We start from the raw sequence: 13,831 nt of genomic DNA on the forward strand, positions 1-13,831 counted from the left end.
AAATCCAGAACCCCAAATTACATGAAATTATTTATAACAGGAATAGGAACCGAAATAGGAAAAACAGTCTGTTCAGCCGTTTTGGTTCAGCATTTTAAAACAGAATACTGGAAACCCATACAGTCCGGAGATCTTCACTATACAGATAGTCATAAGATTGAAGCATGGACAGATACCGAATTTTGCCATCCGGAAACTTACCGTTTACAGCTGGCAGCATCACCACATCAGTCTGCAAGAGAAGAAAATATTACCATTAATCTGAATGATTTTCAACTTCCAAAAACAGCAGGTCCATTAATTGTTGAAGGAGCTGGAGGACTTATGGTACCCATATCAGACACTACATTCATGATAGATCTGATTGAAGAATTAAACCTTCCTACAGCACTGGTAGTCAGAAATTATTTAGGATGCATTAATCACAGCTTGCTGTCAATCATCGCATTACGACAGAGAGAAATTCAGCTGGAATATTTAATTCTTAACGGAGATTTCCCTGAAGATACAGAAAGAGTGATCTGCAGTTTTATTGAAAAAGAAACAAAAATTATAAAGATTCCCGAAATCAGCAATACGAATAAGGAATCTATACAAAATGCTGCAAAGCAATTAACAATAACAAAAATAGGATAATGGATACAAAAACAACATTGAGAAACAACTGGACAAAAGAAGAAATTGAGGAAATTTATCACCTTCCTCTGATGGAACTGATTTATAAAGCAGCAACCGTGCACCGTGAATGGCATGATCCTTCTGAAGTACAGATTTCAACACTATTATCTATCAAAACAGGTGGATGTCCTGAAGACTGTTCATATTGCGGACAGGCAGCCCGTTATCACACGAATATCAAAGTACAGGCTTTATTACCTACAGAAACAGTAATTGCTCACGCTCAAAAAGCGAAAGACTCGGGATCTTCAAGGTTCTGTATGGCTGCGGCATGGCGTGAAGTTCGTAATAACCGTGATTTTGACAGGGTTATTGATATGGTAAAAGGAGTAAATGATCTTGGTCTGGAAGTGTGCTGTACACTGGGAATGCTTACAGAAGAACAGGCCGTAAGACTTCAGGAAGCAGGATTATACGCGTACAATCACAACCTTGACACTTCTGAGCAGTATTATGAAGAGATCATCTCTACCAGAACCTTTGACAACAGAATCAATACAATCAATAATGTAAGAAAAGCAGGAATCACAGTGTGTTCAGGAGGAATTATCGGACTTGGAGAAACCCATAGAGACAGAATTTCAATGCTTTTAACTTTAGCAACTATGCCAAAACATCCGGAATCCGTTCCTATCAATGCTTTAGCCAGAGTAGCAGGTACGCCGTTAGCAGATAACGAAAAAGTAGACACTTGGGAAATGGTAAGAATGATTGCTACCGCAAGAATCGTAATGCCTTCTTCTATGGTAAGATTAAGTGCAGGACGTATAGAAATGTCCGAAACAGAGCAGGCATGGTGCTTTATGGCAGGAGCTAACTCCATTTTTACAGGAGAAAGAGAAACGTTATTGGTAACACCTAACCCTGGAGTTTCTGAAGATATGCAGATGCTGGAGACGTTAGGGCTGAAACCTATGATGAAAAAAGAAACATGCTGTTAGGTAATTATGAATTATAAATGATAAATGATGAGTGATGAGCTGGATTGCTGGTGTTATAGCACTTATTATAAAATTTGTTTTTGAATTTTTATAAACTGCTCTACAAGTTGGAAAACGCAAAGACGCAAATATTTTTAAGTTTTAAGTTGCAAAGATTTTATCTCCGATAAAATTGATTACGTACAAATGATACAGACCAGTCACTCAATATGCGTTTCACTTGCTGAAAATCTCACATTGAGCTAAGTCGAAATGTTTTTGCGTCCTTAAAATAATAGCAATCGATGAAAAATTTTGTGCTTTTGCGATTAATCCAACATTCAACATAACATATTCAACTAAATTATTGTTAAATCCATCTCCATCACTCATTTCTATTCTTTACATCAATATATGAATACAATAAAAAAAGAAACCAGCCTTCAAAAAAGAGATAGAGCCGTCAACTGGCATCCCTATACCCAGATGAAAACAGCCGATGATGCCATTCCTATTGTAAAAGGAAAAGGGATTTATCTTTATGACAACGAAGGAAAACAATATCTGGATGTTGTTTCATCTTGGTGGGTAACGCTTCATGGGCATTCTCATCCTTATATTGCGCAACGTGTTTTTGAACAGTTAAATACACTGGAACAGGTTATTTTTGCCGGGTTTACGCATGAACCTGCGGTACAGCTTTCAGAAAATTTACTGAAACTTCTTCCGGCTGGCCAGGAAAAGGTATTTTATTCAGACAATGGTTCTACTGCAGTAGAAGTAGCCTTAAAAATGTGTATCCAGTACGCCTACAATAAGGACAAAAAGAAAACAAAGATTTTAGCTTTTAAAAATGCGTATCATGGGGATACCTTTGGAGCCATGTCTGTAAGCGGAAAGAGTTTCTGGACAAGACCCTTTGAAAGCATGCTGTTTGAAGTTGTTTTCATCGATACCCCCAACGCTGCGAACCTGGACAGTTTACATAAACAGATTAAAGAATTAGCCGATGAAGTAGCATGTTTTATTTATGAACCGTTAGTTCAGGGAGCTGCCGGAATGCTGATGTATAAAGCGGAAGACCTTAGCCAGCTGATGAAATTCTGTAGAGAAGAAGGTGTTCTTATGATTCAGGATGAAGTCTTTACAGGATTTGGAAGAACAGGAAAGCTTTTCGCAGCAGATTATCTTACGGAAAAACCGGACATTATGTGTTTTTCAAAAGGATTAACAGGAGGAACTATGCCCATGGGAATCACCACTTGTTCCAATGAAATTTACAATGCCTTTCTTTCCGATGACCGCCATAAAACCTTATTTCACGGACATTCGTTTACGGCTAATCCATTAGCCTGTACTGCGGCTCTGGCCAGTATGGAAATACTCTTGACAAATGAAACTCAAATGAATATTAACCGCATCACTCATCAGCATTCTGAGTTTGTGAAAGCGCTTGCTTTGCATCCTCATGTAGAAAAGGTACGTCAGATCGGAACTATTTTAGCTTTCGATTTTAAAACCGGGAATGATACTTCTTATTTCAATGAAATAGGGAAGAAGCTTTACAATGAATTCTTGCAGAGAGGCATTATTATGAGGCCGTTGGGAAATGTAATCTATCTGGTTCCCCCGTATTGTATTACTTCAGAAGAACTGGATTTTGTCTATCAGAATATTATGGAAGTTCTGGATCAGTTTAAAGAATAAGCTGATTCTCTTCAGATTATAATTATATTTAATTTTTTTAATACACCTTATAGGTTTTTGTAAACCTATAAGGTTTTATGTATCATTTTTTAAACAATCACTTCTCCTTTTGCAGGTTTCTTTAAAGCTCCTGTTCTGCTTTCTTCAAAAGGCCAATCAGATCTTTCAATTCATCTTTATTGAATTCCAGTAAGTTCTGATTAAAATAATGGGACGGAATTTTTATATAATTAACCCATGAAGAAAGCTTTTCACGATAAACACTTCCGAATTCAATATTACTCATCGTAACAAACTTGTACTTTGTTTCCTGACTCACTTTTTCATTTTCTTTCTGCTCCACAGTCTGAAGAGACTGAATCAGTTTTCCCAGTTCATTTTTATCAACGGTAAGTGTTTTTTTGGAGATTTCATCAAACGTTTCGTATTCATACATGATTCCCAGAAGAGACTCTGATGAATTGTCAGAAACATCTTTCGTCACAATTTTCTGAATATTCAGGTTTTTAAATTTGCCCAGATTACTGACTTTTTTCTCAATCAATGTCCCTTTTCTTGAATTAACGGCTAGTCCGCGGGAGGTTGGTATAGATCTTTGGATAGTAGGTGGTGGTGCTGTTTGAGCAGTTGCCCATGTACCTAATACACAGGATATCAAAATAATGATTCTTTTCATTTGTAAAAATTGTTATTAGTTTTTATACACTTAAAATTATACTGTAATATTCGACAATATATAAAATATTAATCAAATCTTTTACCCCAGCTCATTTCCCCAGGAATGCAATTGAAAAAGGATAGGACCTAATTTTTTTCCTTGTTCCGTCAACTTATAATATACCTCTGGCGGGAAATTGTAAACCTCGATTCTTTCAATAATGAGATCTTCCTCCAGCTGTTTCAGCTGTTCTGCAAGTACTTTCTTGGACACCCTGGGCATATTTCTCCAAAGTTCCACAAAACGGACCTGATCTTCTTCAAAAAGATTATGCAGGATCAGCGGTTTCCATTTTCCCGCAATGATATTCAGGCTTCGTCTTAATCCACAGTTTTTAAATTCTTCAAAATTCATATATCACCTAAGTATTTATGGGAAACCTTTTGGTAACCTTCGATTGTTTGACCTTCGTTAGTCAATAAATTTGTTCAACAAAAATACTCAAAATGAAATTACAATTATGGCGCAATGCAACATTGCTACTGAATATTGACGGAATTTCCATACTGGTAGATCCGATGCTCGGAGAAAAAGGGTCTATGGGAAAAATGCCTATGACAGAAAGTGAATTACTGAATCCTCTTGTTGATCTGCCTTTCAGTAGAGAAGAATTAAAGAAAAAATTAGAAGGAATAGATGCTGTCGCGGTAACCCATCTTCATCCGGATCATTGGGATGCTGACGCAGTAGAACTTCTCGATAAAAATATTCCGGTTATCTGTTCAGAGGTTATTGCTGATCATATTGCAGAACAGGGATTTACGAATATTTTAATTGTAAATGACCATCTTCAATGGAAAAATATTGAAATTTCTACCACCAAAGGCCAGCACGGTACCGGAGAAATTGGAGAAAAAATGGGAATAGTAAACGGTTTCGTTTTTAAAAAAGAAGATAAATCAGTTTACATCGCAGGAGATACCATTTGGTATGATGAAATTGCACAGGAACTCAACAAACATCAGCCACAGCACATTATTGTAGCTGGAGGAGCTGCTACTTTTTCCGTAGGAGATCCTATTATTATGACCAGCGAGAACATTAAAAAAGTCTGTGAATACGCTCCGGAATCCACTGTTTGGGTAACCCATTTGGAAGCCGTAAGCCATTGCAGGGAAGACCGGAAATTTATTCAGGATAAGATCAGAGAAAGCGGTCTGGAAAACAGATGTTTTATTCTTGATGACGGGCAGGAAGTTGAGCTTCATTTTTAATATTGAAGACAGAAAGTAATAATATAATTATAAAGGATAGAGCTTAAGCCTATCCTTTATTGTTTTTTATAAACACTCAGTTTAATCTTCCACATACTTATTTCTCGCTGCTTTCAACCCAAAATACAGCATTAGTAATACTGCAAAACTTAACAGATAGAAAGAGCTGTTCCAGGAAATATCCCAATCATGCAGCTTGCCAAACAGCGGAGGCCCGAATGCAGCAATCAAGTATCCTACAGACTGAGCCATTCCCGATATCTTAACTGCATTAATGCTGCTTTTCGTCCTCGTAGAAAAGAACAGAATCGAAAGACTGAAAGACAATCCGTTAGAAATCCCTATAATCACAGCATTCACATAGATCCACTGAGACTTCAGAAATACAAACATCATTGTACTTCCGAACATCAGAGCACATATAAAGAGGATCATAAGCCTCTGATCTTTCATTTTACTGGCAATAATCGGGCAGCAGAATGTTACAGGAATCATGGTAATCTGAATCACAAAAAACACCCATCCGGAACTTTCTCCCTGCATATGATAATCGGCAAGAAACGAAGGAAGCCACGCTACCAGACAGTAGTAAAATAATGACTGTAGTCCCATAAAAATACTGATATTCCATGCCTGTGCAGATTTGAACATATTAAAATCCGAAGTGCTGAGTGCCATTTTAGATGAGTTTGGATTTCTTTTATTAAAGATGAATTCCAGTGACAACACCAGAAAACCCAATGCCGCAATCACCAGCCAGATTCCAAGAGAACCTTTCCAGCCAAAACCCGTCAATTCTCCAATTTTCACACTGAATCCGGAAGCTAAAGCAGCTGTAAGATTCATAGATACAGCAAAAATACCTGTCATGAGAGCAATCTGTTTAGGGAAATTATTCTTCACATATCCCGGAGTAACCACGTTCCCGATGCATATTCCTAAACCAATAAATATTGATCCTAAAAACAAAAGCCAGAGCGATCCGGTAATTCGCAGAAACAATCCGAAGCTTAAAATAATCAGGGAATACATCAGAAGCTTACTGATCCCCAGTTTATTAGAAAACCGACTGACTAAAACTGAACAGGCTGCAAACATAAACAGTGGAATAGAAGTAAGCAGACTTACCTGAAAATTATCCAGTTTCAAAGCATCTCTTACTTCTCCCAATACAGGAGCCACTGCCACAATGGGCGAACGCAGGTTGCTGGAAATTAATATAACTACCAGAACATTAATGAGTAATAAAACATACGAAGCATTCTTTTTTACTTCATTCTTCATCATAATAAAAACTTTTGTACAAAAATAATATAGTAATTTTGTTTAATTTTGCCAAAGTTTTAACCTGAAACGACATGAACGCCAACGACGGTATTATAATAGACGATCTGAAGAAACCCTATTTTGTATGGTTTGAAGAAAACTGGGTTCATGATGACGTTCTTCATCATCACCAAAAAGGGCAGCTGGTATACGTAGAAAGCGGGTTCCAGTATATCACCATTGAAGAAAAAATATACCTTCTTCCGCAGAACCATGCGGTATGGATTCCTCCTAATGCTGTTCACAAAACCAATTCTCACTCAGAAAAGATCAAACTGATGATCATGTTTGCAGAGATTAGTACAAAAGTTCCATTTTATCAGAAAGTGAATGTATTTTCCGTTCCACCGGTTTTAAAAGAAATGATAAAATATGCTGAAAAATGGTCTAAGCTGATGACATCAGACGACGATGAAAATGTATTTTTAAAAGCACTTTTCAATGAACTTCCGAGGTTTGTAGAGCATTCTCTTACCCTTCACATCAGTCTTCCTAAAGATCAGCGTCTTACCAAAGTCATGAAGTATCTTCACACCCATTATCAGCATGACATTAAGATGGAAGATCTCAGTGATACAGCACTCTTATCTTTCCGTACTCTGGAACGTATTTTCAAAAAAGAAACCGGGCTTACTTTAAGCAAATACCAGCAGATGCTTCGCATTATTAAAAGTCTGGAGTTTTTAAGCTCAGGTGATCTCACTATTTCTGAAACCGCATACAAAGTAGGATATAAAAGTGTGCAGGCCTATACAAGAAGTTTTTTTTCTGTGATGCAATTCCGGCCAACAGATTTTATTAAAACCATCTAAAAGCCCTTCAAAGTACCTGCAAGAGGGGTGGAAATATAACAAAAAAGGGATTTATTAACCTGTTAAAACTTCCTGTATTCCTTTGTAGAAAAGCGATTGGCTCATTTGAAAAACAGAATATTTCACATTTAAGATAATTTTTCACTTCAATAGCCTATATTCAATTATGAGATTATTAGAAATAAAAAGGTCCCCACGAATGGAGACCTTAAAAAAACACAAATGATGAAAAAAAATTATTTCGATTCACAAATATAAGCAAAAATCCCGTTATACAAGACACTATAAGTTCAATTTTTTTAAAAATTGTTTATTTTAAGTAAAAATAAATATTCACTAAATGATTTTAATTTTTTTTAGGATTCCGGAATTCTTTACACAAAAAGATTGGCTAACAAAGATAATTCGCCACCTGATGAATTGTGAACGGTTTTTTAACTCAAAATAAAGAATAGCTAAAAGTGAATTATTCCCTAAACAAAGCTGTTTGATTATAGTTTTCAAACATTTGTTTAACTATTTTGTGACGCCAATCATAAAAATGTGTACGGTTTTTGTAGTAGTTTCCCAAAACATATAATTGCATGAGTCCAAAAACATTCAAGGGAGTTCCTACACAAAAATTCGGTGGTTTCCATGATACGGAAAGCAGGATACTATTTAAGCAGGACTTGATTCCGTTGAAGTTTGAAATATTGAAAGAAAAATTCTTATCAATTAATAAATGGGAAGATTATTGCGGAAAAGAATTTGCGTCATTTAAACTCTATGACTTCAATGGTCATCCGGCAGATCGTGAACCTCAAAAAGGAGATTTTATCCGTATCGATATTCCGGGGCCGGGAGAGAAGGAAGCCAAAGGATATGATTGGGTAGAAATTACCGATTTCTGCTTCTATGAAGACAGCTTTTCCGAAAGTATATCCATGATCTGCAGGCCATCCAGAAATCCTCAGGATAAAAAAAGTAAACATATTGCCCACTTTTACAGTTCTGCAGCCAGCTCTACCTTTATGATCTCCAGAAACCCAGCCCACTTGAAAGCTGCAGTATATGGCAGAAATGAAAGACCTAATTTCAATGCTAACTTCTTCGATATTATAAGAAATGTCACCATTGCTGCCGGAGGAATGGTGGGGACTGCTAAAATACAGTGGAAATGTCTTACTGATGGTTTTTTAAATCTTGATTAAAACTGTTCTGCTTTTTTTGATCTAAGTCAAAATTTTTTATTTGTTGTACCGGGACCTTTGTACCCGAATATTTTAAACAAAATTTATGAGTACAACATTAGAAAAAGGGCAGACGATTAATTTCTGCCATTTCCTGGATGAAAATCCTGTAGTGGTAAGAAGGCTTTCTAATAAAATGATGGCTTCATATCTTAATATTTCAAAGTCAGATTAAAATCTAGGCTTTGATTTTTGTTTGATGAAACTAACATTATTACGAAGAGTTATTATTTATTTAAACTGCTTTTAAACTGGCTAAAATTCTCAAAAAATTAATATCAGAGCCTTCTTAAGAAAAATTTAAGCCTTATATTTGCATCCATGTTAAAATGGTTCTCCATATTATGTTCAATGATGTATGTACTGGCTACCACCAATGCGGGGGAAGTATTAAAAGTGCCTATGTTTGTTGAACACTTCATGGAATACCACGGAAGCTTTTCAGAATTTGTTATGGAGCACTACGATAATCACAAAGAGGATTCTGACTGGGATGCAGATCAGAAACTGCCGTTTATCAATCCGCCAATTGTATTGACTGTACATGCCCAGCTTCCGCAGCTTTCATTCGAAATAAAAAAACCTAAGGAAATTACTGTTTCCCAAAAAAGCAGTATTTATAAGGAAAAAGATTTCTCTAATCAATATCTTTCTCAGATTTTCCAGCCTCCTCGGCTTTCTTAATCAACTTTACATTGAAAATTAACACTTTATGTTTTTTACTTAAAGTACTGAATTCTTGTTACATATCAATTAATCCGTAATGCATTGTATTGATGCTTAAGCCTTAACGAGAGAAGTTACAAACGCTTGTTTTGATACTTTAATTGTTGGGAGAATTTCAGCCTCTATAAAGCATTCCGAGTTACAATTAATAGTTTTTCCATGTTAAATAAAATCATTGAGTTTTCTGTAAAGAATAAACTCATCATTGCTCTGTTTACAGGGGCTCTCATCATTTTTGGGGTTTATGAAACCACCCAACTTCCCATTGATGCCCAGCCGGACATTACCAATAACCAGGTTCAGATCATTACTACAGCTCCTTCGTACGGTGCAGCAGATATAGAACGTCTTGTTACATTTCCTATTGAACAAGCTACCAGCAATATCAGCGGAATTACGGAGCTGAGAAGTTTCTCCCGATTCGGACTTTCACTGGTGACTGTTGTTTTTGATGACAAGACTGATGTGTATTGGGCACGCCAGCAGGTTCAGGAACGTTTACAGCTTGTTCAGGATAATATACCAGCCGGGATTGGTAAGCCGGAATTAGGACCCATTTCAACCGGATTGGGAGAGATTTTCCAGTATGTGGTAAGAGCAAAAAAAGGATACGAAAATGTATATGATGAAACAGAACTGAGAACCATTCAGGACTGGGTGGTCAGAAGACAGCTTCTCGGAACGAAAGGGGTGGCAGATGTAAGCAGTTTCGGAGGTAAACTGAAACAATATGAAATTGCCATTAATCCTAATAAATTACAGGCGTTCAACATCAATATCAATGATGTTTTTGCCGCGCTGGAAAAGAACAACCAGAATACCGGAGGCGCGTATATTGAAAAGAAAGAAACCGTTCTGTTTATCCGCAGTGAAGGACTTTTGGGAAGCACAGAAGATATTGGCAGCATTCAGGTAGCGGAAACCAAAGAAGGTATTCCAGTGCACATTAAAGACGTAGCATCTGTAAAGATTGGTTATGCGACAAGGTATGGCGCTATGACTTATAATGATACCGGAGAAGTGTCCGGAGCTATTGTTCTGATGCTGAAAGTGGAAAATGCCAATGTAGTAATTGGAAATATCAAGCAAAGACTGGAAAAAATTCAGGAATCATTGCCGGAAGGAGTAGTGATTGAACCATTCCTTGACCGTGCCAAAATGGTAAACAATACCATCAGTACCGTAAAAACAAACCTGATGGAAGGCGCTTTGATTGTTGTTTTCATTCTGGTTCTATTTTTAGGAAATTTCAGAGCGGGATTATTGGTTGCTTCCGTGATTCCTTTGGCGATGCTTTTCGCAATTATTATGATGAACATATTCGGGGTGGGAGGAAACCTGATGAGCCTTGGAGCACTGGATTTCGGTCTTATTGTAGACGGAGCCGTTATTATTGTGGAGGCCGTACTGCATCAGCTTGCCCATAAAAAACACTTTGGAAAAGACAATATGCTCACCAAAAAAGAAATGGATGATCAGGTTTCAAGCTCTGCTACCAAAATGGTTAGCAGTGCTGTTTTCGGACAGATCATTATCTTAATCGTATATCTTCCGATTTTTACGCTTCAGGGAATTGAAGGAAAGATGTTCAAGCCTATGGCTCAGACCGTCGCTTTTGCGTTGATTGGGGCATTTATTCTATCCCTGACTTATATTCCGATGATGAGCTCTCTGGTATTAAGCAGAAAGAAAAAGGAAAAAGAAAATATTTCAGACCGTGTCATGGGTAAAGTGGAAACCGGACACCAAAAACTCCTGATGAAAGCTCTTAAATTCAGAAAAACTATAATTATTGGTGTGCTGATTTTATTTGCTGGAGCTGTTTTTACCCTTTCCAGAATGGGTGGAGAATTTATTCCGTCTCTGGAAGAAGGTGATTTTGCTGTTGAAATGAGGGTTCTTCAGGGAAGTAACATTAATGAAACCAAGAAAGCCACCAGCCAGGCCGCAAATATCCTTTTAACACAGTTTCCTGAAGTGGAAAAGGTAGTTATGAAAATTGGTAGTGCAGAAATTCCTACGGAACCAATGCCGATGGATGCGGGAGATATGATTATTGTTTTGAAACCGAAAAAAGAATGGACTTCTGCAAAATCATTTCCTGAACTTTCTGATAAAATGAGCAAAGCATTAAGCGTTATTCCCGGACTGACTACCAGCTTCCAGTTTCCAGTACAAATGCGTTTCAACGAACTGATGACCGGAGCCAGACAGGATGTGGTTTGTAAAATTTACGGCGAAGATCTGGACAGCCTTGCTACCTATGCCAAAAAGATTGGAAGCATCATCAATACTGTAAAAGGGGCACAGGATCTTTATATTGAACCTGTAGTAGGTGCCCCGCAGGTTGTGATTAATTATAACCGTTCTGAGCTGTCCCGATATAATATTTCGGTAGCAGATATCAACAGGGTCATCAATATGGCTTTTGCTGGCCAGACTGCCGGAGCTTTGTATGAAGGAGAGAAGAAGTTTGATATTGTTGTCCGAATGGATAATGAACATAAAAAAGATATTACCAGCATCCGGAATCTTTTGGTTCCTACCTCTTCGGGAGAGCAGATTCCATTGTCACAGCTTGCTAAAGTAGAGCTTAAAAACAGTCCGAACCAGATTCAGAGGGAAGATACCAAAAGGAGAATTATTGTAGGATTTAACGCAAGAGGAAGAGATGTTCAGAGCATTGTGGAAGAACTTCAGCAAAAAACTGCTAAAAGTCTGAAACTATCACCGGGATATACCATTTCTTATGGAGGTGCTTTTGAAAATTTAAATGAAGCCAAAGCCAGATTAGGTATAGCTGTTCCCATTTCGTTAGTGATGATTTTCCTGTTATTGTTCTTTGCTTTTGGATCTGTAAAACACAGCCTGCTGATTTACACAGCTATTCCATTATCAGCGATAGGTGGTGTGTATTTTCTAGCGCTGAGAGGTATGCCTTTCAGCATCAGTGCAGGAGTAGGGTTCATCGCTTTATTTGGAGTGGCTGTACTTAATGGAATTGTTTTAATATCAGAATTTAACCGATTGAAAAATAATGGAATAACTAACACCAACAGAATCGTGCTCATCGGTACAAAAATAAGACTTCGTCCGGTTTTAATGACCGCTTTTGTGGCGTCTCTGGGATTTCTTCCCATGGCAATCAGCAACGGTGCAGGAGCTGAAGTACAGAGACCTTTGGCAACTGTGGTGATTGGAGGACTTATGCTGGCAACTCTTTTAACCTTATTTGTACTCCCAATTTTATACGTCCTTTTTGAACATATTAATAAAGATAAAATGAAATTCTCGAAAAAACTCAATTATAAAAAACTGTCTGTTTTCTTTCTGTTATTGTCCTTCGGAACTTATAAGGCTCAGGAAAGCATTACTTATGATCAGGCTTTGGAAAAAGCATACCAGCAGAACGGGACCCTTAAAAACTCAAAATTAATATCAGATTATCAGGAAAAACTGAAGGCCAGCTATCTGGATATTCCCCAAACGGAAGTTACGGGCGGATTTGGACAGATTCAGGGAGAAGAAACGGATAATTCATTCGGCATTTCTCAAAGGTTCAGCTTTCCGACAGTGTATTCAAAAAGAAAGCAAATGCTGGATGCCGAATGGTCTGCCAGTGTCATCAATCAGAATTTGACCAAAACACAGCTTACCAAAGAAGTAACAGACGTTTTCTACAGAATATTAGTCTTTCAGGAGAAGAAAAAAGTACTGGAATACATCAGTCAGCTTTACAATAATTTTGCAGATAAGGCAGGATTACGATTAAAAAAGGGGGAAGCCAATATTCTGGAGGAATCCACCGCTGAAATTCAGAAAGAACAGATAAAAGTACAGCTGAATACCCTTGAAAATGATTTGAATATCGCAAAACTTCAGCTTCAATTATTACTTCAATCTACAACTTCTTATCAACCTGTTGCAGAAAAGCCTATCATTAATATTGGACTTCAGATTTCAGAAGAAATGGTAAAAAACCATCCTGAGCTTCAATATCTGCAGCAACAGATTAAAGTGGAAGAGGCCGAAGTACAGCTTGAAAAAAGCAGACTGCTTCCGGATCTTCTTATAGGATACACTAATCAAAGTATGAAAAACATCAATAACAACCGTTTCAATTCGGTTCAGGTGGGTGTTGGAATTCCATTGTTTACCAAAGGGCAGAGAGCTTTGGCCAAAGCAGCACAAGCTAAAATCGCCATCTCCGAAAACCAATATCAGAGAAAAGAAATTGAACTTAAAAACAGGCTGAATCAACAACTGAGTAATTATATAAACCAACAGCGGATCATCGAAAATTATGAACAAAAACAGCTTCCAAAATCTGAAATCATTTTAAAAACAGCCCAGAAACAGATGGAAGTAGGAGAAATAGACTATCTGGACTGGGTAATACTGGTGAATCAGGCCGTAAAAACCAAGGCAGATTATATTGATCAGCTGGAAAAACTGAATCAGATCGGAGCCGAACTTCAATTCTTAATTTCAAAATAAT

At 37.3% G+C, this 13,831-nt stretch carries 12 protein-coding genes; 9 read left to right on the plus strand and 3 right to left on the minus strand.

Annotation, left to right across the window (positions count from 1 at the left end):
- Nucleotides 1-21: 21 nt before the first annotated feature.
- From bioD to bioA, 3 genes are all read left to right on the plus strand, one after another.
- The gene (gene bioD, locus CLU97_RS10145) at nucleotides 22-636 is read left to right on the plus strand and encodes a dethiobiotin synthase (protein WP_121487822.1); all 615 of its coding nucleotides are present in this window, start codon (nucleotides 22-24) and stop codon (nucleotides 634-636) included.
- On the plus strand, nucleotides 636-1,619 hold the full coding sequence (bioB, locus tag CLU97_RS10150) for a biotin synthase BioB (RefSeq protein WP_121487823.1): 984 nt from the start codon (nucleotides 636-638) through the stop codon (nucleotides 1,617-1,619). Before bioD ends, bioB begins: the two co-directional genes overlap by 1 nt.
- Before the next feature lie 393 nt (nucleotides 1,620-2,012).
- Entirely contained in the window at nucleotides 2,013-3,305 is a 1,293-nt protein-coding gene (gene bioA, locus CLU97_RS10155; RefSeq protein ID WP_121487824.1) for an adenosylmethionine--8-amino-7-oxononanoate transaminase, read from the plus strand.
- 121 nt (nucleotides 3,306-3,426) lie between these two features.
- On the opposite strand, the gene CLU97_RS10160 is transcribed toward bioA, so the two are convergent.
- Entirely contained in the window at nucleotides 3,427-3,981 is a 555-nt protein-coding gene (locus CLU97_RS10160; RefSeq protein ID WP_121487825.1) for a hypothetical protein, read from the minus strand.
- Nucleotides 3,982-4,062: 81 nt separating this feature from the next.
- Nucleotides 4,063-4,377, minus strand: a complete 315-nt coding sequence (locus CLU97_RS10165) for a winged helix-turn-helix transcriptional regulator (protein WP_121487826.1) — start codon at nucleotides 4,375-4,377, stop codon at nucleotides 4,063-4,065.
- A gap of 92 nt (nucleotides 4,378-4,469) precedes the next feature.
- On the opposite strand from CLU97_RS10165, the gene CLU97_RS10170 reads away from it, so the two are divergent.
- Nucleotides 4,470-5,237 carry an MBL fold metallo-hydrolase gene (locus CLU97_RS10170; RefSeq protein WP_121487827.1) on the plus strand — a complete coding sequence of 256 codons (768 nt, stop codon included), beginning with the start codon at nucleotides 4,470-4,472 and terminating at the stop codon, nucleotides 5,235-5,237.
- Nucleotides 5,238-5,318: 81 nt separating this feature from the next.
- Here CLU97_RS10170 and CLU97_RS10175 read toward each other — a convergent pair whose 3' ends face one another.
- On the minus strand, nucleotides 5,319-6,524 hold the full coding sequence (locus CLU97_RS10175; RefSeq protein ID WP_228437630.1) for a CynX/NimT family MFS transporter: 1,206 nt from the start codon (nucleotides 6,522-6,524) through the stop codon (nucleotides 5,319-5,321).
- Between the two features lie 71 nt (nucleotides 6,525-6,595).
- Here CLU97_RS10175 and CLU97_RS10180 point away from each other — a divergent pair, with 71 nt between their 5' ends.
- From CLU97_RS10180 to CLU97_RS10200, 5 genes are all read left to right on the plus strand, one after another.
- On the plus strand, nucleotides 6,596-7,375 hold the full coding sequence (locus CLU97_RS10180; protein ID WP_121487829.1) for a helix-turn-helix domain-containing protein: 780 nt from the start codon (nucleotides 6,596-6,598) through the stop codon (nucleotides 7,373-7,375).
- Between the two features lie 584 nt (nucleotides 7,376-7,959).
- Nucleotides 7,960-8,568, plus strand: coding sequence for a hypothetical protein (locus tag CLU97_RS10185; RefSeq protein WP_121487830.1), 609 nt, complete (start codon nucleotides 7,960-7,962; stop codon nucleotides 8,566-8,568).
- Nucleotides 8,569-8,653: 85 nt separating this feature from the next.
- Nucleotides 8,654-8,782, plus strand: a complete 129-nt coding sequence (locus CLU97_RS24190; protein ID WP_262689888.1) for a hypothetical protein — start codon at nucleotides 8,654-8,656, stop codon at nucleotides 8,780-8,782.
- A 176-nt stretch (nucleotides 8,783-8,958) separates the two neighbouring features.
- Nucleotides 8,959-9,291, plus strand: a complete 333-nt coding sequence (locus tag CLU97_RS10195) for a hypothetical protein (protein ID WP_121487831.1) — start codon at nucleotides 8,959-8,961, stop codon at nucleotides 9,289-9,291.
- A gap of 201 nt (nucleotides 9,292-9,492) precedes the next feature.
- Nucleotides 9,493-13,830, plus strand: coding sequence for a CusA/CzcA family heavy metal efflux RND transporter (locus tag CLU97_RS10200; RefSeq protein WP_121487832.1), 4,338 nt, complete (start codon nucleotides 9,493-9,495; stop codon nucleotides 13,828-13,830).
- Nucleotide 13,831 lies beyond the last annotated feature (1 nt).

The organism is Chryseobacterium sp. 7 (genome assembly GCF_003663845.1).
Classification (GTDB): domain Bacteria; phylum Bacteroidota; class Bacteroidia; order Flavobacteriales; family Weeksellaceae; genus Chryseobacterium.